Annotated in this window: 19 protein-coding genes and 1 riboswitch; of the genes, 8 read left to right on the top strand and 11 right to left on the bottom strand. The window is 71.8% G+C overall.

The features are described 5' to 3' along the window. Positions 1-39: 39 nt before the first annotated feature. The gene (locus ABZ840_RS18380; RefSeq protein WP_361560794.1) at positions 40-774 is read right to left on the bottom strand and encodes a hypothetical protein; all 735 of its coding nucleotides are present in this window, start codon (positions 772-774) and stop codon (positions 40-42) included. Then, on the bottom strand, positions 761-1,546 hold the full coding sequence (locus tag ABZ840_RS18375; protein ID WP_361560791.1) for an alpha/beta fold hydrolase: 786 nt from the start codon (positions 1,544-1,546) through the stop codon (positions 761-763). Before ABZ840_RS18375 ends, ABZ840_RS18380 begins: the two co-directional genes overlap by 14 nt. A gap of 212 nt (positions 1,547-1,758) precedes the next feature. On the opposite strand from ABZ840_RS18375, the gene ABZ840_RS18370 reads away from it, so the two are divergent. From ABZ840_RS18370 to ABZ840_RS18350, 5 genes are all read left to right on the top strand, one after another. Then, positions 1,759-2,487 (top strand): lysophospholipid acyltransferase family protein, encoded by a 729-nt coding sequence (locus ABZ840_RS18370; RefSeq protein ID WP_361560927.1) that lies wholly within the window; start codon positions 1,759-1,761, stop codon positions 2,485-2,487. A 123-nt stretch (positions 2,488-2,610) separates the two neighbouring features. Next, the gene (locus ABZ840_RS18365; protein ID WP_361560925.1) at positions 2,611-3,843 is read left to right on the top strand and encodes a DUF5931 domain-containing protein; all 1,233 of its coding nucleotides are present in this window, start codon (positions 2,611-2,613) and stop codon (positions 3,841-3,843) included. Continuing rightward, on the top strand, positions 3,840-4,511 hold the full coding sequence (locus tag ABZ840_RS18360; RefSeq protein WP_361560787.1) for a response regulator transcription factor: 672 nt from the start codon (positions 3,840-3,842) through the stop codon (positions 4,509-4,511). The genes ABZ840_RS18365 and ABZ840_RS18360 overlap by 4 nt, the downstream gene beginning before the upstream one ends. Positions 4,512-4,679: 168 nt before the next feature. Continuing rightward, entirely contained in the window at positions 4,680-5,708 is a 1,029-nt protein-coding gene (locus tag ABZ840_RS18355; protein ID WP_361560784.1) for a 6-phosphofructokinase, read from the top strand. A 138-nt stretch (positions 5,709-5,846) separates the two neighbouring features. Further along, the gene (locus ABZ840_RS18350; protein ID WP_361560923.1) at positions 5,847-6,863 is read left to right on the top strand and encodes a 2-hydroxyacid dehydrogenase; all 1,017 of its coding nucleotides are present in this window, start codon (positions 5,847-5,849) and stop codon (positions 6,861-6,863) included. Here the strand turns inward: ABZ840_RS18350 and ABZ840_RS18345 are convergent. Both ABZ840_RS18345 and ABZ840_RS18340 read right to left on the bottom strand, forming a co-directional pair. Continuing rightward, positions 6,829-8,685 (bottom strand): anthranilate synthase family protein, encoded by a 1,857-nt coding sequence (locus tag ABZ840_RS18345; RefSeq protein WP_361560781.1) that lies wholly within the window; start codon positions 8,683-8,685, stop codon positions 6,829-6,831. The genes ABZ840_RS18350 and ABZ840_RS18345 overlap by 35 nt on opposite strands. 108 nt (positions 8,686-8,793) lie before the next feature. Next, on the bottom strand, positions 8,794-8,850 hold the full coding sequence (locus ABZ840_RS18340) for a trp operon leader peptide (protein WP_361560921.1): 57 nt from the start codon (positions 8,848-8,850) through the stop codon (positions 8,794-8,796). A 100-nt stretch (positions 8,851-8,950) separates the two neighbouring features. Between ABZ840_RS18340 and ABZ840_RS18335 the strand changes: the two genes are divergently transcribed. After that, the gene (locus ABZ840_RS18335) at positions 8,951-10,300 is read left to right on the top strand and encodes a class II 3-deoxy-7-phosphoheptulonate synthase (RefSeq protein WP_361560778.1); all 1,350 of its coding nucleotides are present in this window, start codon (positions 8,951-8,953) and stop codon (positions 10,298-10,300) included. 140 nt (positions 10,301-10,440) lie between these two features. Further along, positions 10,441-10,698 carry a (2Fe-2S)-binding protein gene (locus tag ABZ840_RS18330; protein WP_361560775.1) on the top strand — a complete coding sequence of 86 codons (258 nt, stop codon included), beginning with the start codon at positions 10,441-10,443 and terminating at the stop codon, positions 10,696-10,698. 34 nt (positions 10,699-10,732) lie between these two features. Here ABZ840_RS18330 and bfr read toward each other — a convergent pair whose 3' ends face one another. Further along, positions 10,733-11,224 (bottom strand): bacterioferritin, encoded by a 492-nt coding sequence (bfr, locus tag ABZ840_RS18325; RefSeq protein WP_361560772.1) that lies wholly within the window; start codon positions 11,222-11,224, stop codon positions 10,733-10,735. Positions 11,225-11,380: 156 nt separating this feature from the next. On the opposite strand from bfr, the gene ABZ840_RS18320 reads away from it, so the two are divergent. Beyond that, on the top strand, positions 11,381-12,004 hold the full coding sequence (locus ABZ840_RS18320) for a sulfite oxidase-like oxidoreductase (protein WP_361560769.1): 624 nt from the start codon (positions 11,381-11,383) through the stop codon (positions 12,002-12,004). Positions 12,005-12,044: 40 nt separating this feature from the next. Here the strand turns inward: ABZ840_RS18320 and ABZ840_RS18315 are convergent, their stop codons facing one another. The 6 genes from ABZ840_RS18315 to thiO form a co-directional block, all read right to left on the bottom strand. Continuing rightward, the gene (locus ABZ840_RS18315; protein WP_361560766.1) at positions 12,045-12,527 is read right to left on the bottom strand and encodes a DUF4396 domain-containing protein; all 483 of its coding nucleotides are present in this window, start codon (positions 12,525-12,527) and stop codon (positions 12,045-12,047) included. 68 nt (positions 12,528-12,595) lie between these two features. Next, positions 12,596-13,498, bottom strand: coding sequence for a deoxyribonuclease IV (locus ABZ840_RS18310; protein WP_361560763.1), 903 nt, complete (start codon positions 13,496-13,498; stop codon positions 12,596-12,598). Between the two features lie 48 nt (positions 13,499-13,546). Beyond that, the gene (gene pknB / locus ABZ840_RS18305; protein ID WP_361560761.1) at positions 13,547-15,520 is read right to left on the bottom strand and encodes a Stk1 family PASTA domain-containing Ser/Thr kinase; all 1,974 of its coding nucleotides are present in this window, start codon (positions 15,518-15,520) and stop codon (positions 13,547-13,549) included. A gap of 56 nt (positions 15,521-15,576) precedes the next feature. Next, the gene (locus ABZ840_RS18300; RefSeq protein ID WP_361560758.1) at positions 15,577-16,431 is read right to left on the bottom strand and encodes a thiazole synthase; all 855 of its coding nucleotides are present in this window, start codon (positions 16,429-16,431) and stop codon (positions 15,577-15,579) included. A gap of 9 nt (positions 16,432-16,440) precedes the next feature. Beyond that, positions 16,441-16,686, bottom strand: coding sequence for a sulfur carrier protein ThiS (thiS, locus tag ABZ840_RS18295; protein ID WP_361560755.1), 246 nt, complete (start codon positions 16,684-16,686; stop codon positions 16,441-16,443). Beyond that, positions 16,683-17,909 carry a glycine oxidase ThiO gene (thiO, locus tag ABZ840_RS18290; RefSeq protein ID WP_361560752.1) on the bottom strand — a complete coding sequence of 409 codons (1,227 nt, stop codon included), beginning with the start codon at positions 17,907-17,909 and terminating at the stop codon, positions 16,683-16,685. The genes thiS and thiO overlap by 4 nt, the downstream gene beginning before the upstream one ends. Next, a riboswitch (TPP riboswitch) is annotated at positions 17,907-18,020 on the bottom strand. (Overlaps the previous gene by 3 nt.) Between the last annotated feature and the right edge of the window lie 114 nt (positions 18,021-18,134).

Genomic DNA, 18,134 nt, shown 5'->3' with positions numbered 1-18,134 from the left:
CGCCGGCCGGCCGGTCGGCCGGCGGAGGATCCTGCGTCCTCAGACGACCGCGCCGCCCCCGGGCCGGGGATCCTCGTCGTCATCGTCCTTCATACGGGCGACGAGCGTCACGAAGCCGCCCAGGAAACCGCCGATGCCCAGCGTGGTGATCCACCACGTCACCGGCTGCTGGAAGACCAGTACCAGGATGAGCAGCAGCGGCCCGCCGAGCAGCGCGATCCACGCGAACTTGGTCGTCACGTCGGCCTGCGGCAGCGGCGGCGGCTCGGGCGGGGTGAAGTGCCCCTCGTCGTCCTCGTCGAGGTCGTCGTCGGAGGGCTCGGCGGCCGACCAGTCGCGCGGCCCGACGCCCGGCGCGAACACGACGAAGCTGCCGGGCCGGTCGCCGGAGCCGCCGGGCCGGTCGGCTCCGCCGCTCTCCGGCCGCTCGGCGGGCGGTGCGTCACCCGGGGTCTCTTCGGCGTCCGGCCGCGCCTCGGCCGTCGTCTCCCGTCCGGCCGCCGCGCTCTTCTCCGGCTCCGTGCCCAGGGTCCCGTCCGGTTTGTCCAGCGGGCCCTTCTCCACCGGGCCCTTGTCCAGCCCCAGCTCCTTCTCCCAGTTGGCCAGGCCTTTCTCCAGGTCCAGGTCGGTCACCGGGCGCTCCGGCTCTCCGGAGACCGGCGCGGACGGCCGGTCCTCCGGCGCGGGAAAGGCCGGCTCCTCGCCGTAGGAGGCCACGATCTCGGCCCAGGCGGCGTCCTCGTCGAGAGGATCGCGCGGGTCACGCTCCACCACTGGTGGTCGTCCCCTCCCCCTTCACGACCGGTGCAAGGCGGGCGATGAAGTCGTAGGTGTCCTCGAAGATCTGCTCCGCGTCGTGGTCCAGGGTCGCGACGTGGTAGCTGCGCTCCAGCAGCTTCTGCCGCAGGTCCTTGGACGAGACCCGGCTCATGATGCGTTCGGAGTCGGCCGGCGGCACGACATGGTCCTGCGGGCTGGTCATCACCAGCAGCGGCTGGGTGACCTGCGGCAGCTCGGCGTCGACCAGCCGGAAGAACTGCCGTACGGAGTGCGCGGCGTGCAGCGGGACCCGGTCGTAGCCGGTCTCCATCGCGTTCGCCTGGCAGATGTCGCTGGTCAGGCCCTTGGTGGTACGGACGAAGTGGCGCATTACCGGCAGTAGCGGGGCGGCCGCGTCGTGCACCTTGTTCGCGGGGTTGACCACGACCATGCCGCTGATCGCGTCGCCGTGCCGCGCGGCGAGCCGCAAGGTGAGGGCGCCGCCCATCGACAGGCCGCAGACGAAGACCCGGTCGCAGCGGGCGGTCAGCGCGCGCAGCTCGCGGTCGACCTCCGCGTACCAGTCCTGCCAGGTGGTGATCTGGAGGTCCTGCCAGCGGGTGCCGTGGCCGGGCAGCAGCGGCAGCGAGACGGTGAGCCCGCGGGCCGCGAGGTACTCGGCCCAGGGGCGGACGGACTGCGGGGAGCCGGTGAAGCCGTGGCAGACGAGGACACCGACCTGACCGCCGTCATGGCGGAACGGCTCGGCCCCGGGAAGGAGCGGCACCGGAGGACTCCGTTCGGTAAAGGGGAAGCGCCGGCCTGCGGCGAGAGCTGGTAACTGCAGGGTACGCAAAGCTCAGCCGCCCGGATAGGTCCGCAGGGGAGGGTGTGCCGTGCGGCGGGGCGGCGGCGTCGCGCACGGTGAGGGCGCGTGCCGCCCCGCGGGTTAAGGTCTTTGCGTCGGACACAGAAGGAGTGGCGTTGATCTACGGCGCAATGAAGTTTTCCATCGGCGGATCGCTGAAGCTCGCGTTCCGTCCCTGGGTGGAGGGCTTGGAGAACATCCCCGCCGAGGGCCCCGCGATCCTGGCGAGCAACCACCTGTCGTTCTCGGACTCCTTCTTCCTGCCCGCGGTGCTCGACCGGAAGGTCACCTTCATCGCCAAGGCCGAGTACTTCACCTCGCCCGGCGTCAAGGGCAAGCTGACGGCCGCGTTCTTCAAGGGCGTCGGCCAGCTGCCGGTGGACCGCTCCGGCGGCCGCGGTGCCGGTGAAGCGGCGATCAAGAGCGGTATCGAGGTGCTGGAGCGCGGCGAGCTGTTCGGGATCTACCCCGAGGGCACCCGCTCGCCCGACGGCCGGCTCTACCGCGGCAAGCCCGGCGGCCTGGCCCGGGTGGCGCTGGCCACCGGCGCGCCGGTGATCCCCGTGGCGATGATCGACACGGAGAAGGTGCAGCCGCCCGGGAAGGTCGTGCCGAAGATGATCCGGCCCGGCATCCGCATCGGGAAGCCGCTGGACTTCAGCCGGTACCACGGCATGGAGGGCGACCGCTTCATCCTGCGGTCGGTCACCGACGAGGTCATGTACGAGATCATGAAGCTGTCCGGCCAGGAGTACGTGGACATCTACGCGACCGCGGCCAAGCGGCAGATCGCCGACGCCGCCAAGAAGCAGGCCGAGGCGGAGAAGGCGGCGAAGAAGTCCGGGCCCGGCGGCCAGTAGCCCGGCGAGGGGGGCCAGATGACATCGGAGGACCGGATACCCGCCGTGGTGGGGCCGGCGAGCACGGCGGCGGCCACGGAGCAGGCGGCCAAGGGGCGGCCCCGGCAGCCCCGGGTACTGCGGATGTCCGTCGAACTCCCGCTGTGGCGGGCGCTGACGGGGTACCGCGTGCTCACCCTGGTCTACGCCGTGGCGATCTTCTCGCTCAACTACACCGAGTACGCGCACCCGTTGGGCGGCGCCGCGTACATGGCCGCGCTCACCGTATGGATGGTGCTGACCTGGCGCTGCACCACCTCCGCCGAGCGCTGCACCCGCCGCTTCCTCCTCGGCGACCTCGCCTTCGCGGTCATCGGCATCCTGCTCACCCCGCTCGTCGACACCCATGAGCGGATCGCGGGCGGCGCGCCCACGCTGCCGTCGATATGGACGGCCGGCGCGGCGCTGGGCTTCGCGATCAAGGGCGGCTGGCGCTGGGCGGCGGGCGCCTCCTCGGTGGTGGCGGTCGCCAACCTCGTGGAACGCCAGGAGTTCGCCCGGGACACCGTCCACAACGTGCTGCTGGTGTGGGTGGCGAGCGTGGCGATCGGTTACGTCGTCGAGGTGGCCAGGGCGAGTGAGCGCACCCTCGCGCGCGCCCTGCAGATCGAGGCGGCCACCCGCGAACGCGAGCGGCTGGCCCGCGACATCCACGACAGCGTCCTCCAAGTGCTCGCGATGGTGCAGCGGCGCGGTGCCGCGCTCGGCGGCGAGGCCGCGGAGCTGGGCCGGATGGCGGGCGAGCAGGAGGTCGCGCTGCGCACGCTGGTCTCCAGCGGGCTGGTGCCCGCGCAGCGGCCCACCACGGATGCGGTGTACGAGGACGGCGAGGCCGACGGTCCCTCGTACGGCGACAACTGCGTGCCCGAGGGGGAGGAGTTCTCGGACGAGCCGTGCGACGTGCGGGCGCTGCTCGCGCCGCACGCGGGCGCCGGGGTGACCTTCTCCGAGCCGGGCGCCCCGGTGCTGCTCCCGGCGTCCCGCGCCGCGGACCTGGCCGCGGCTGTCAGTGCCGCGTTGGACAATGTGCGGGTGCACGCGGGGGACGGGGCCCACGCGTGGATCCTGGTCGAGGACGAGCCGGAGGCGGTGATCGTGACGGTGCGGGACGACGGTCCGGGCATTCCGGAGGGCCGGCTCGCCGACGCCGAGCGCGAGGGCCGGCTCGGGGTCGCGCTGTCCATCCGCGGACGGCTGCGGGACCTCGGCGGCAGCGCCGAGTGGATCTCCGTCCCGGGCCAGGGCACGGAAGTGGAGCTGACGGTGCCCAAGGGCGGTACGCCCGAGGGCGGACGACGGGGGAAGGCAGGCGTATGAGCGAGCCGCAGGGCGTGAAGGTCATGGTGGTCGACGACCATCCGATGTGGCGGGACGCGGTGGCCAGGGACCTCGCCGAGGCCGGGTTCGAGGTGGTCGCGACCGCGGGCGACGGTCCGCAGGCGGTCCGCAGGGCCCGGGCCGCGGCCCCCGACGTGCTGGTCCTCGACCTCAACCTCCCCGGTCTGCCCGGCGTCGAGGTCTGCCGCGAACTGGTCGGCGGCAACCCCCGGCTGCGGGTCCTGGTGCTGTCCGCGAGCGGCGAGCACGCGGACGTCCTGGAGGCCGTGAAGTCCGGCGCGACGGGCTATCTGGTGAAGTCCGCGAGCACGGCGGAGCTGATCGAGGCGGTCCGCTCCACCGCCGACGGCGACCCGGTGTTCACGCCCGGCCTGGCCGGGCTGGTGCTGGGGGAGTACCGCAGGCTGGCGACCGAGCCGGCCCCGGCCACCGCGGACGAGCCCGGCGCGCCGCAGCTCACCGACCGCGAGACCGAGGTGCTGCGCCTCGTCGCCAAGGGACTGTCGTACAAGCAGATCGCCGAGCGGCTGGTCATCTCGCACCGCACGGTGCAGAACCACGTCCAGAACACCCTCGGCAAGCTCCAGCTGCACAACAGGGTGGAGCTGGTCCGGTACGCGATAGAGCGCGGTCTGGACACGCCCTGACGGCGGAGCGGTGGCCTGCGCCGTTTCGGGAAACGCTCGTACGAGTGAACGGCAGTGCGCCAACACCCCCGAAAATCACCGGAATCCGCCCCTCGCCCCTCTCCTGAGTGACCTGGATCACCATTAGCGTGACCCGCGTCGGTCCATCACGGGCGAAGGGAAGTAGCGATGCGGGTCGGAGTGCTTACCGGTGGCGGCGACTGCCCCGGTCTGAACGCGGTCATCCGGGCGGTGGTCCGCAAGGGCACCCAGGAGTACGAGTACGACTTCGTGGGCTTCCGGGACGGCTGGCGCGGGCCCATGGAGAGCGACACGGTGCCGCTGGACATCCCCGCGGTGCGCGGCATCCTCCCCCGCGGCGGCACGATCCTGGGGTCCTCGCGCACCAACCCGTTCAAGCAGGACGACGGGGTCCGGCGGATCCGGGAGAACCTCGCAAAGAACGAGGTCGACGCGCTGATCGCGATCGGCGGTGAGGACACCCTCGGCGTCGCCGCGCGCCTGTCGGACGAGCACGGCGTGCCCTGCGTGGGCGTCCCCAAGACCATCGACAACGACCTCTCGGCCACCGACTACACCTTCGGCTTCGACACCGCCGTGGGCGTGGCCACCGAGGCCATCGACCGGCTGCACACCACCGCCGAGTCGCACATGCGGGTCCTCGTCGTGGAGGTCATGGGACGGCACGCGGGCTGGATCGCGCTCCACTCCGGCCTGGCCGGCGGCGCCAACGTGATCCTCATCCCCGAGCAGCGGTTCGACATCAACCAGGTCTGCGACTGGGTCGAGTCCCGCTTCAAGGTCCGCTACGCGCCCATCGTGGTCGTCGCCGAGGGCGCGATGCCCAAGGACGGCCAGATGGTCCTGAAGGACGACTCCACCGACTCCTTCGGGCACGTCCGGCTCTCGGGCGTGGGGGAGTGGCTGTCCAAGGAGATCGAGCGGCGCACGGGCAAGGAGGCGCGGACGACCGTACTGGGCCACACCCAGCGCGGCGGCACCCCCAGCGCCTTCGACCGCTGGCTGGCCACCCGCTTCGGGCTGCACGCCATCGACGCCGTGCGCGACGGCGACTTCGGGAAGATGGTCGCGCTGCGCGGCACGGACATCGTCCGGGTGCCGATCTCCGAGGCCACCGCGAAGCTGAAGACGGTGGACCCGAAGCTGTACTCCGAGGCCGGCGTCTTCTTCGGCTGACGGCTGACGGCTGACGGCTGACGCAGCGGGCGCGCCGGTGGCGGCGCGCCCCCACTCCGTACGGCAGCGCCGGGCGATGGGTCGTATATTCGGCCCATCGCCCGAATGTCTGCAAAACGGCACAAGTGGGAGCGCAGTGTGGAGATCGTGGCCTTCGGAGTGCAGGCGGACGAACGCAAACTGCTGGAGCGGGCCTTCGACGGCCGGCACCAGGTCCGCAGCCTCGACGTCTTCCTCAACGGCGACACCGCCCCCATCGCGGCCCGCTACGAGATCGTCAGCACCGCCGTCAACGACGAGCTGACCGCCGGGGTGCTCCAGGAGCTCGCCGTGGGCGGCACGAAGATGATCGCCCAGCGTTCCACCGGCTACAACAACATCGACCTGCAGGCCGCCGCCGACCTCGGCCTCACCGTCGCCCGGGTGTCCTCCTACTCCCCGTACTCCGTCGCCGAGTTCGCCTGGGGGCTCGCGCTGGCGGTGAACCGGCGGATCGTACGCGCCGCCAACCGCACCCGGAACTTCGACTTCCGGCTGGACGGCCTGATGGGCCGCGACCTGCGCGGCCGTACCGCGGGCGTGGTCGGCACCGGCAAGATCGGCGAGGCGTTCACCCGTATCGCGCACGGCTTCGGCATGCGGCTGCTCGGCTGGGACGTCGCCGAGAACCCGGCCTGCACCGAGCTGGGCATGACCTACGTGGACCGGGAGCGGCTGTTCGCCGAGTCCGACCTGATCAGCCTGCACGTCCCCCTGCTGGAGGACACCCGGCACCTCGTCGACGCCAAGGCCCTGGCGGTGATGAAGGACGACGCGCTCCTGATCAACTCCAGCCGCGGCGGCCTCGTGGACACCGCGGCCCTCGTGGAGACGCTCAAGGCCGGCCGGCTCCTCGGGGTCGGACTGGACGTCTACGAGGAGGAGGCCGGGCTCTTCTTCTTCGACAAGTCGCTCGAAGTCGTCGAGGACGACACCCTCGCCCGCCTGATGACCTTCGGGAACGTGCTGGTCACCTCGCACCAGGCGTACTTCACCGAGGACGCGGTCGGCCAGATCGTCGACACCACCGTCGCCAATGTCGAGGACTATCTGGCCGGCCGCGCCGGCGGCAATGTCCTCGTCACACCAGGACAGCGGCCAGCAGCTGGGAGGTGAGCGCGGCCCCGTCCAGCGTCAGCACCGACTCCGGGTGGAACTGGACGCCCGCGAAGCCCGGGCCGCGCAGCGCGTGCACGTCCCCGCTCTCCGGGTCCCGGCTCAGCTCCACCCGGTGCATGGCCAGCTCCTCGACGGTCGTCTCGTCGCAGCGCGCGGTGAAGGTGTTGTAGAACCCCACCGTCTCCTCGCGTCCGAAGAAGTCGATCCGCTCCTGCGCCCCCTGGAACGGCACGTCCTTCCGGACGATCTCCAGGCCGAGCACCGCCGCGATCAGCTCATGGCCGAGGCAGACGCCGAGCAGGCCGTGCTTGTGTTCGCGGAGCAGCACGGCCGCCAGCCCGCGCAGCGTCCGCATCTTCGGGTCGGCGGCATCGGAGGGGTTGCCGGGCCCGGGTCCCAGCACGATGGGCCCCTCGTGCGCCAGCGCGGTCTCCCGCAGCCCCGGCTCGTCGTACCGCCGTACCGTCACCTCCAGCCCCGAGGTGCGCAGCACATGCGCCAGCATCGCGGTGAAGGTGTCCTCGGCGTCGATCACCAGCGCGTGGCCGTCCAGCGCCGCGGTCGGCGCGGTGGTCTGCATCCGCAGCCAGAAGGGCGCGAGGTCGGCCCGGCGCGCGTCCAGCGCGGCCCGCACCCGCGGGTCCTCGGCCAGCCGCGGCGGCTCGGCGGCGGTGCGGCGGGCCGGCGCCTCCCGCACGCCCAGCGCGGTGAGCACCCCGGCGGCCTTGGCATGCGTCTCGGCCACCTCGCTCGCCGGGTCCGAGCCGCGCACCAGCGTCGCGCCGACCGCCACCTGCAGCTCCCCGCCCGCGTCGATGTCCGCGGTACGGATCAGGATCGGCGAGTCCAGCGTCTGAGCCCCGCCCGCATCCCGTCCGATCAGCGCCAGCGCGCCCGCGTAGTAGCCGCGCCCGCCGGGCTCGTACCGCTCGATGACCCGGCAGGCGTTCTGTACGGGCGAGCCGGTGACGGTGGCCGCGAACATCGTCTCCTTCAGCACCTCCCGCACATCCAGCGAGGACCGGCCGCGCAGCTCGTACTCGGTGTGCGCGAGGTGCGCCATCTCCTTCAGGCGCGGGCCGATCACCACGCCACCCATGTCGCCGACCGTGCACATCATCTTGAGCTCCTCGTCGACGACCATCGAGAGCTCCTCGATCTCCTTGCCGTCGGCGAGGAAGGACAGCAGGTCGTCGGCGGTGGGGCCGCCGGCCGGGTAGCGGTAGGTGCCGCTGATCGGGTTCATCACGACGGTGCCGCCGCTCATGCGGACGTGCACCTCGGGGCTGGCGCCCACCAGGGTGCGCTCGCCGGTGTGCACCACGAAGGTCCAGTACGCGCCGCGCTCCGTGGTCAGCAGCCGCCGGAAGAGGGCCAGCGCGTCGGCCCGCCCGAAGTCCGGGATCTCGCCCCGGAACGTCCGCCGGATGACGAAGTTCGCGCCCTCGCCCTGGCCGATCTCCTGGTCCAGCACTCGCCCGACGATCCCGGCGTACTCCTCGTCCGTCACGTCGAAGTCGCCGTCCGTGACCGCCACCGCGTGGTCGGGGAGCTGCGCCAGCGCGTCGGAGAGCGGCAGCTCGTACCGCTCCTCGGGGACCAGCGCGGCCAGCGGCGTGCCGTCGTCGCGCACGTCGAAGCCGCGCTCCCGGATCTGCCGGAAGGGCACCATGGCCAGGCCCTCGGGGAGGTCGGCGAGCCGTTCGTACGTGGCGACCGGGCCGGTCAGCACCTCGACCGTGTCGTGGTCGCGGCCGGGTGTGCGGCGGCGCAGCAGCGCAAAGGGCCGGTCGTCGGCGAGCAGCTCGGCAAGGTGCATGATCTCGTCCTTCTCACTCAGGGGGCTGGGGGAGAGGGACGGGCCGGAGCCGGAAAGACCGAAGGCCGCCCCTCGGGCGGCCTTCGCAGTCAGTGGTGTGCGCGCGAATCAGTGGGCCGCCGGATGAGCGGTCCACCACCAGTTCATGGATGTGTGCGCGAACATGGCCTGCAGCCTACCGGATGGCACGGGGGGCTCTGTGGGTCCTGTCTCATACTGCGGTCGGCGTACTGGACGGCCCCGAAGACCCCGTAATGTTGACGAGGTGACCGTGAACGCTGAAATCCACGCCGGTGGCCACACCTGGCGAGACCTGCCCGCGGCGCAGCAGCCTGACTGGCCGGACCAAGAGGCTCTGCGCGATGTGATCGCGGAGCTCGAGTCCTATCCGCCGCTCGTCTTTGCGGGCGAGTGCGACCAGCTGCGCGAGCGCCTGGGAGCAGTCGCCCGTGGAGAGGCGTTCCTGCTGCAGGGCGGCGACTGCGCCGAGGCATTCGACGCGGTGTCGGCCGAGCACATCCGCAACAAGCTCAAGACGCTGCTCCAGATGGGCGCCGTCCTCACCTACGCCGGGTCCGTGCCCGTCGTGAAGGTCGGCCGGATCGCCGGTCAGTACAGCAAGCCGCGCTCCAAGCCGACCGAGACCCGCGACGGCGTCACCCTGCCGACGTACCGGGGCGACTCCGTCAACGGCTTCGAGTTCACCGAGGCGGCCCGGATCCCGGACCCCGAGCGGCTGAAGCGGATGTACCACGCCTCCGCCGCCACGCTGAACCTCGTGCGCGCCTTCACCACCGGCGGCTACGCCGACCTGCGCCAGGTGCACGCCTGGAACCAGGACTTCGTGAAGTCCTCGCCCTCGGGCCAGCGCTACGAGGCGCTGGCGCGCGAGATCGACCGGGCGCTGAACTTCATGAACGCCTGCGGGGTGGACCCGGAGGAGTTCAAGACCGTCGAGTTCTACGCCTCGCACGAGGCGCTGGTGCTGGACTACGAGACGGCGCTGACCCGTACGGACTCCCGTACCGGCAAGCTGTACGACGTCTCCGGCCACATGCTGTGGATCGGCGAGCGCACCCGGCAGCTGGACCACGCGCACATCGAGTTCGCCGCCCAGGTGAACAACCCGATCGGTGTGAAGCTCGGCCCGACGACCACGCCCGAGGACGCCCTCGCGCTGATCGACCGGCTGGACCCGGACCGCGAGCCGGGCCGGCTGACCTTCATCACCCGTATGGGCGCGGACAAGATCCGCGACAAGCTGCCCACGCTGGTGGAGAAGGTCACCGCTTCGGGTGCGCAGGTCGTGTGGATCACCGACCCGATGCACGGCAACACCTACGAGGCGGCCTCCGGCCACAAGACGCGCCGTTTCGACGACGTGCTGGACGAGGTCAAGGGCTTCTTCGAGGTCCACAAGGCGCTCGGCACGCACCCGGGCGGCATCCACGTCGAGCTCACCGGTGACGACGTCACCGAGTGCGTCGGCGGCGGCGACGAGATCTTCGTCGACGACCTGCACCAGCGGTACGAGACGGCCTGCGACCCCCGGCTGAACCGCAGCCAGTCGCTGGACCTGGCGTTCCTGGTCGCGGAGATGTACCGGGACCAGTAGACGGGCGCGTATACGCAAAGTGGGGCGCGGATTCTGTGATCCGCGCCCCACTGCGTTGTTAAGCGCCCGCGATGGCGGGTAAGGTAAGGGTAACCTCACTCAAGATCATCCGAAGCTACGGGAAGGACGGGGGTGACCGCGTGTACGTCTGCTCGTGCTTCGGAATCACTGAGGAAAAGGTGCGCGAACACGCTGACACCGGCGCCTGCACGCCGCGCCAGATAGCGTCCGCCTGCAAGGCCGGCACCGACTGCGGCGGCTGCGTGAAGCGCATCCAGGCCCTGCTGGGCCGTGGCGCCTGCCCCCGGCGGGAGCTTGCGGACAAGGGTGCCCCCGCGCTGGAGGAGCTGCCCGATCGGGGCGCGCCGCCGCTGGAGGAACTGCCCGAAGCCGCCTAGCGGTCCGCCGGGCGACGGAGTCGCCCGTGTGCGGTCACGCCGCCGAGTCCGGTGCCGTCTGCTCGATCACCGTGGACAGGTAGAGCGCCTCGCCGAGCTTCTCGATCAGCTCCAGCTGGGTGTCCAGATAGTCGATGTGGTGCTCCTCGTCGGCGAGGATCGCTTCGAAGACATTGGCGGACGTGATGTCGTTCTTGTTCCGCATGACCTCGATGCCGCGCCGCAGCCGGTCGATGGCCTCGACCTCGACCTGCCGGTCGGCCTGGAACATCTCGGACACCGTCTGCCCGACGCGGACGTGGAAGAGTCGCTGGTAATTGGGCAGGCCGTCCAGGAGCAGGATGCGGTCGGTGAGCACCTCCGCGTGCCGCATCTCGTCGAAGGACTCCGCGCGCGTGTACTTGGCGAGCTTGGTCCAGCCCTTGTGATCCTGCAGCTTGGCGTGCAGGAAGTACTGGTTGATCGCGGTCAGCTCGGCGGTCAGCTGCTCGTTCAGGAACTCGATGACCTCGGGATCTCCCTGCATGACTGCAAGGCTCCTTCCACACGACGACTGGACAGGTGCCGGGCATCCTTGCACCGGGGTGCACGGAGCGTCCAGTAAGTGCACGCTTAGTGGGAGTTGCCCGAATCGGTCCCGCCCTGGTCATCAGCACCCCTCCCGGTCTGACACCATGGAGACATGGGTCAGCCGGATAGCCGCGAAGAGGAGCTTCCTCAGCTGCCTCCGGGGCAGCGACTGCAGCGCGGATGGCCGGTCACGCACTACGGACCCGTGCCCAAGTTCCGCCCCGAACGCTGGGAATTCCGGGTCTTCGGCGCCACGGCCGACGGGGACAAGCACTGCTGGACGCACGAGGAATTCACCTCGCTGCCGTATGCCACCGTCGTCGCCGACATGCACTGCGTGACGAAATTCAGCATGCTGGGTGCCGAATGGGGCGGGGTGTTGACGCGTACGGTGCTCGATCTGGCGCCGCCCGACCCCGATGTCACCCATGTGATGGTCTGGGCCGAGTACGGCTTCAGCTCCAACATCCCGCTGGCGGACTTCGCGGACGAGCACTGCCTGTTCGCCAGCCACCGGGACGGTGAGCTGCTCACCGCCGAGCACGGCTTCCCCGTACGGCTCGTCGTGCCGCACCTGTACGCGTGGAAAGGCCCGAAGTGGGTCCGCGGCATCGAGTACATGAGGGCGGACCGCCGCGGTTTCTGGGAAGAGCGCGGCTACCACAACCTCGGCGACCCGTGGCGCGAGCAGCGCTACTCCTACCAGGAGGTCCCGGGCGACGGCCCGGAACTCTGAGCCGTACGCCCCTCGGCACTCCCGCGGTTCCCGGCCGCCCTCAGTGGTACTGATGCACCACGGCGTGCCCCTTGCCGCGGCCGATCATCCAGCGGTTGACGGGCGTGGTCACCAGGAACGCCATGACCAGCGAGAACGCCAGCGTTCCCCAGAACAGCCACTCCGACAGATGGGCGTCCATCGCGCCCGGCACGAGAGCGATCACGCCGTTGTCGATCAGCTCCATCACCGCGATCGAGAGGGTGTCTGCGGCCAGCGCGACCTTGACGGCGGCCCGGAATCCCAGCCCGGCCCGCAGGACGCCGCGCAGCGTGAGCGAGTAGCCGAAGACGAACGCCAGGACGATGGCGAGGATCATCGTCGGCGCGTTGTGCCAGCCCAGCGCGGTGCCGATCACCATGCCGAGGATCTCACCGACGGCGCACCCCGTGAGGCAGTGCAGGGTGGCCTTCGCGGCCATCGCCCAGCCGGCCGGGGCGTGCGCGTGCGCGTCGTGTCCGGCAGGTGCGTGCTGGTGCTGCATGGAAGCCCCCATCCAGAAGGAACGGTTCCCGCCAAAGACGGGAACCGTATACCCCCCTAGGGTATTCCTCAAGAGGGCTCGGGCAGCTCTCCGCCGTCCCGCAGCTCCTTCAGGCGGGCCACGTCCGCCGCGTGGCCTTCCTTGCCGCCCGGGGTTTCGATCACCAGCGGGACGCCCGCGGTCGCCGGGTGCCGGAACAGCTCCCCGAACGGCTCGGCGCCGATGTGGCCGGACCCGATGTTCTCGTGGCGGTCCTTGTGCGCCCCCACCACGTCCTTGGAGTCATTGGCGTGGATCAGCTTCAGCCGGCCCTCGCCGGCCACCGCCACCAGCTCGTCCAGCAGAGCCTTCGTGCCACCCGGCGCCGCCATGTCGTGCCCGGCGGCGAACGCGTGGCAGGTGTCCAGGCAGAGCCCGGCCTTCGGGTGCCGGTCCAGCGCGTCCAGGTACGGGCCCAGGTCCTCCGCCAGCGAGCACAGCGAGGCGCCCTGCCCGGCGGTCGACTCCAGCAGCAGCCACGGGTCGTCGTCGTGCGTCAGCTCCTCCAGCAGCGGCAGCAGGTGCTCCCGCACCTGCGCCAGCGCCGTGGCCCGCTCCCGTCCGCCGGTCGCCGAGCCGGTGTGCACGACCACGCCGAGCGCCCCGATGTCCCGGCCGCGGCGCAGCGAGTGCCGCAGCGACTCCACGGACTTCTCGACCGTCGCCGGGGTGTGCGAACCGAAGTTGATCAGGTACGGCGCGTGCACGTACGCCGGGATCGCGCGCTCCGCGCAGGCCGCGCGGAACGCCTCGTCCTGCATCGGATTACCGGGCGGGGTGGCCCAGCCGCGCGGGTTGGCGACGAAGACCTGGACGGCCTCGCCGCCGATGTCCTGTGCGTACGGGATGCCGACCTTGGCGAGACCGCCGGCCACCGGGACGTGGCCGCCGATCGGATTGCGCTCACGGGCGCGCTGCGGGGAAGTGCTCACCCGTCAAGGGTGCCAGGCGGCCGGGCGCCTGCGGCTGTCAGGTACGCCTCACAGCTTGCTGTCCAGCGTGATCGTGATCGTGCTGCCCTTCGGGGCGGTGTCGCCCGCGTCGACGGACTGGCTGTCGACCGTGTCCGACGGGAAGAGGAACGGCTTCTTCACCTCGACCTCGAAGCCCGCGTCCTCCAGCGTCTTCTTCGCGTCGGCGGCCTTCTCGCCCCCGACGTCCGGCACCTCGACCATCTGCGGGCCCTTGGACAGCGTGAGCGTCACCGTGTCGCCCTCGCCCAGCGGCTTCCCCTCACCCGGGGACTGCCGCGCGACCGTGCCCTTGTCCTCGGGCGAGTACACCGGCTGCGCGGCGATCTTCACCCGGAAGCCGGCCTCGCGCAGCTCGTCCGCCGCGTCGGCCCGCTCGTCGCCGACCACGCCCGGCACGTCGATCGCGCGGCCCCGGCTCACGGTCAGCGCCACCGCCGTGTCGGGCCGCCGCTTCGCCCCCGCGGCCGGGTCCGTACGGATCACCGAGCCCTTGGCCACCTCGTCGCTGAACGTCTTGCGCTCGGTCCCCGGCGTCAGTCCCCGGTCGCGCAGCTTGCGCCGCGCGTCGGCCACCGGGGTGCCCGACAGATCCGGCACGGAGACGATGTCCGGGCCCTTGGAGAGGGTGACGGTGACCGTGCCGGTGCCCCGGATGCGCTTGCCGTTCTCCGGGTCGGTGGAGATCACGTGCCCGCGCTCCACGGTGGAGCTGTAGGCGTGCGCCACGTTCACGTCCAGTCCGGCGTCGTGCAGCGTCCGCTCGGCCTTGGCCTGCGTCATGTCCAGCACCGCCGGCACGGTCGTGAACTGGCCCGTGGTGACGTACCAGGCGCCCGTGCCGAGCAGCAGCGCCGCCAGCACCGCGAGCACCACGGTGAGCGTCCTGCGGCGCGGCGCCCGGGCGGGCCCGGCTCGTCGCGCGCCGCCCGCCGTGGGCAGCCGGTCGGTCCGCGCGTCCGCGCCGGCCGCCGTCGGCAGCCGGCTGGTGTGCCCCGCGGCGTCGTCGGCGTCGTCCGTACCGGGCAGCGAGAGCTGCACCGCGGCGGCGCGCTGGATCACGCTCGTGCGGTCCTCCGAGCCCGCCGTGCCGGTCGCCGGCTTCGCGCCCGGCGGCACGGCGTCCAGCTGCTCCTCGGTGAGCGCCGCGCGGGCGTTTCTGGCCAGCGCGAGCAGCGTGACCGCGTCCTGCGGGCGCACCTCGGGGTTGCGCGCGGTCGCCTCGAGCACCAGGTCGTCCAGCTCGGGCGGCAGTCCCGGCACGAGCGCGGACGGCGCCGGCACGTCCTCGTGCAGGTGCTGGTAGAGCACCTGGGCCGCGGTGCCGCCGTCGTGCGGCTTGCTGCCGGTGAGCATCTCGTACAGGGTCACGCCGCAGGCGTAGACGTCCGCGCGGGTGTCCGCGCCGCCGTCCTCGATCTGCTCGGGCGCGAGGTAGGCGACAGTGCCCAGGACCGTGCCGGTGGAGGCAGTGGTGTGCGTGTCGACCGCCCGGACCAGCCCGAAGTCGGCGACCTTGACCCGGCCGTCGTCCCCGATCAGGACGTTCTCCGGCTTCATGTCGCGGTGGATCATGCCGGCGCGGTGCGCGGAGCCCAGCGCCGCCAGGATCGGCTCCAGGATGTCCAGCGCGGCGCGCGGCTGCAGGGCGCCGCGCTCGCGCAGCACGTCCCGCAGGGTGCACCCCGCGACGTACTCCATCGCGAGGTACACGTACGAACCGTCCGTGCCCTGGTCGAACACGCCGACCACGTTCGGGTGCGACAGCCGGGCGACCGACTTCGCCTCCCGGATGAAGCGCTCGACGAACGAGGCGTCCGCGACCAGGGACGGGTGCATCACCTTCAGGGCGAGCACCCGGTCCAGCCGGGTGTCGACGGCGCGGTAGACCGTCGCCATCCCGCCGGCGGCGATCCGCGCCTCTACGCGGTAACGGCCGTCGAGCAGCTGTCCGACCAGGGGGTCCTGAAGGGTGGTGTCCACGGCAGACGAGTCTACGAGCAGCCGTCCACCCGCCTCACGCCCCTGGCGCAGATCGCTCAGAAGGCGGGCCGCTCCGGGTCCAGCTCGGCCAGACCCGCGGCCGGCGAGGACGCCTCGGCGAAGTGGCGGCGCGGGATCCGGCCCGCCCGGTACGCCAGCCGGCCCGCCTCGACCGCGTGCCGCATGGCGTGCGCCATCAGGACCGGCTCCTGCGCCCTGGTCACCGCCGAGGCCAGCATCACCGCGGCGCAGCCCAGCTCCATGGCCTGGGCGGCGTCCGAGGCGGTGCCCGCGCCGGCATCGAGGACGACCGGCACCCCGGCCCGCTCGGTGATCAGCTGGAAGTTGTGCGGGTTGCGGATGCCGAGCCCGGAGCCGATGGGGGAGCCCAGCGGCATGATCGCCGCGCAGCCCACGTCCTCCAGCTTCCGCGCCAGCACCGGGTCGTCGTTGGTGTACGGCAGGACGGTGAAACCGTCGTCGACCAGCGTCTCGGCCGCGTCCAGCAGCTCCACCGGGTCCGGCAGCAGGGTCCGCTCGTCGGCGACGACCTCCAGCTTCACCCAGTCCGTGCCGAGCGCCTCACGGGCCAGCCGGGCGGTGAGCACCGCCTCGCCGGCGGTGTAGCAGCCCGCGGTGTTCGGCAGTGTCCGGATGCCGTGCCTGTTCAGCACGGAGAGCACCGAACCCTGCACCGTCGGGTCCAGCCTGCGCATCGCCACAGTGGTCAGCTCGGTGCCCGAGGCGAGCAGCGAGCGCTCCATGATGTCCAGGCTCGGCGCGCCGCCGGTCCCCATGATCAGCCGGGAGCGGAAGGCCGTACCGGCGATGACCAGCGGGTCCGCTTCGGGGGAGGCGTCAGGCGCCGCTTCGGGCACTGTCGTCTCTTCGAGGGTGTGCGTTTCGGTCATCTGTACGGATCAGCCTCCCTGTACCGCGGTGAGCACCTCGACGCGGTCCCCGGCGCCGAGCGGGGTCGCCGGCCACTGGCCGCGCGGCACGACCTCCTCGTTGACGGCCGCCGCGACCCCGCTGTCGGCGGTGGTCAGCGTCGCCACGAGCCGGTCGAGCGGCAGCCCCGCCGGTATCTCGCGGGGCTCGCCGTTCACGGAGACGGTCACGGGCGCCGGCCCGGAGGCGGCTTCGGGTGCCTGCTGGAGGGTCATACGGTCTGCTCCTGAAGTGCGGCGCGCGGCGCCGAAGAAGGGGACGAGGCGACTGCGGGCCCGAAGCGCAGCGGCGTGAAGGGCCGCGCCTCCTCGGGCAGCTCGCCGGTGGTCAGCGCGTGGGCCATGACGTCGCCGGTGGCCGGGGTGAGCAGCACACCGTTGCGGAAGTGGCCGGTGGCCATCAGCAGGCCGGGCAGCGCGCTGGGCCCGAGGAGCGGCGCGTTGTCGGGCGAGCCCGGACGCAGCCCGGCGATCGTCTCGACCAGCGGCAGCTCCGTGATGCCCGGCACCAGCTCGTGCGCGTCGCGCAGCAGCTCGTAGACGCCGCCCGCGGTCACCGTGGTGTCCCAGCCCAGCTCCTCACTGGTGGCGCCGACGACCATGTCGCCGTTCTCGCGCGGCACCAGGTAGAGCGGGCCGCCGCGTACGACGGCACGCACGGTGCGGGACAGGAACGGGCCGTACGCGGCGGGGATCTTCAGCCGCAGCACCTGGCCCTTGACCGGCCGGACCGGCGGCCGCACCTGCTCCGGCACCCCGGCCAGCAGTCCGCTGAAGCTGCCGGCGGCCAGCACGACCTGCCCGGCCGACAGCGATGTGCCGTCCGCCAGCTCGACGCCCGTGGCCCGGCCGTCGGCGACGGAGAGCCGCCCGGCCCGGTCCCGTACGAACGCCACCCCGGCCCGCTCGCAGGCCGTCAGCAGGGCCGTCGCGAGTCGCCTCGGGTCGATCTGGTGGTCACCGTCCACCCGGAGTCCGCCGCGCACACCCGGCGCGAGCATCGGTTCGAGCTTCCGGCACTCGCGGCCGGTCAGCCACTCCGAGTCCAGTCCGCAGCGGCGCTGCAGCGCGTGCAGCTCGCGCAGGTGGGCGCGGTCGTCGGCGTCCAGGGCCACGGCGAGCGTGCCGCACCGCCGGTATCCCAGCTCCTGTCCGCTCGCCTCGGCCAGCTCGGCGGCGAACGCCGGGTAGCGCGCGGCAGAGTCGAGATTCAGCCCGAGGAGCGTTTCTTCGCCGTAATGCAGCTCGGTGACGGCGGCCAGCATGCCGGCCGCGACGCGCGCAGCGCCGCCGCCCGGCGCCGGATCCACGACCGTCGTGCGCAGCCCCCGCTGGGCGGCGCGCCAGGCCGTCACGAGCCCCGCCAGACCGCCCCCGACGATCACCACGTCGGGGTGCCCGGAAGCCGTCCCCGGTGGCATACCTGCAGGTGGATGCATGAGTGTCCAGCCCCTCCCTTCGCCGGCATGACCCGGATCAGGTTCGTACGGTCGGAGGCCGCCGCAGCCTCCCTCTCAGCCCGGTGCGTCCGGGCTCCCGCGAGTACAAGTGCCGTCAGAGTAGTACGCGTGCCCGACGCGTCGTAAGGGTGCTCTGCGCGGCCGGACCGTGACCCTGTGTCAGAGATCTCGTCGCGCGGTGCTGAGCCAGTCGAAGGACCGCGT

Source organism: Streptomyces sp. NPDC047117 (genome assembly GCF_040643545.1).
In the GTDB taxonomy this organism is placed as follows: Bacteria; Actinomycetota; Actinomycetes; order Streptomycetales; family Streptomycetaceae; genus Streptomyces.
The sequence above is the reverse complement of the archived record's forward strand: the minus strand, read 5'-3'. Positions and strand labels throughout refer to the sequence as shown.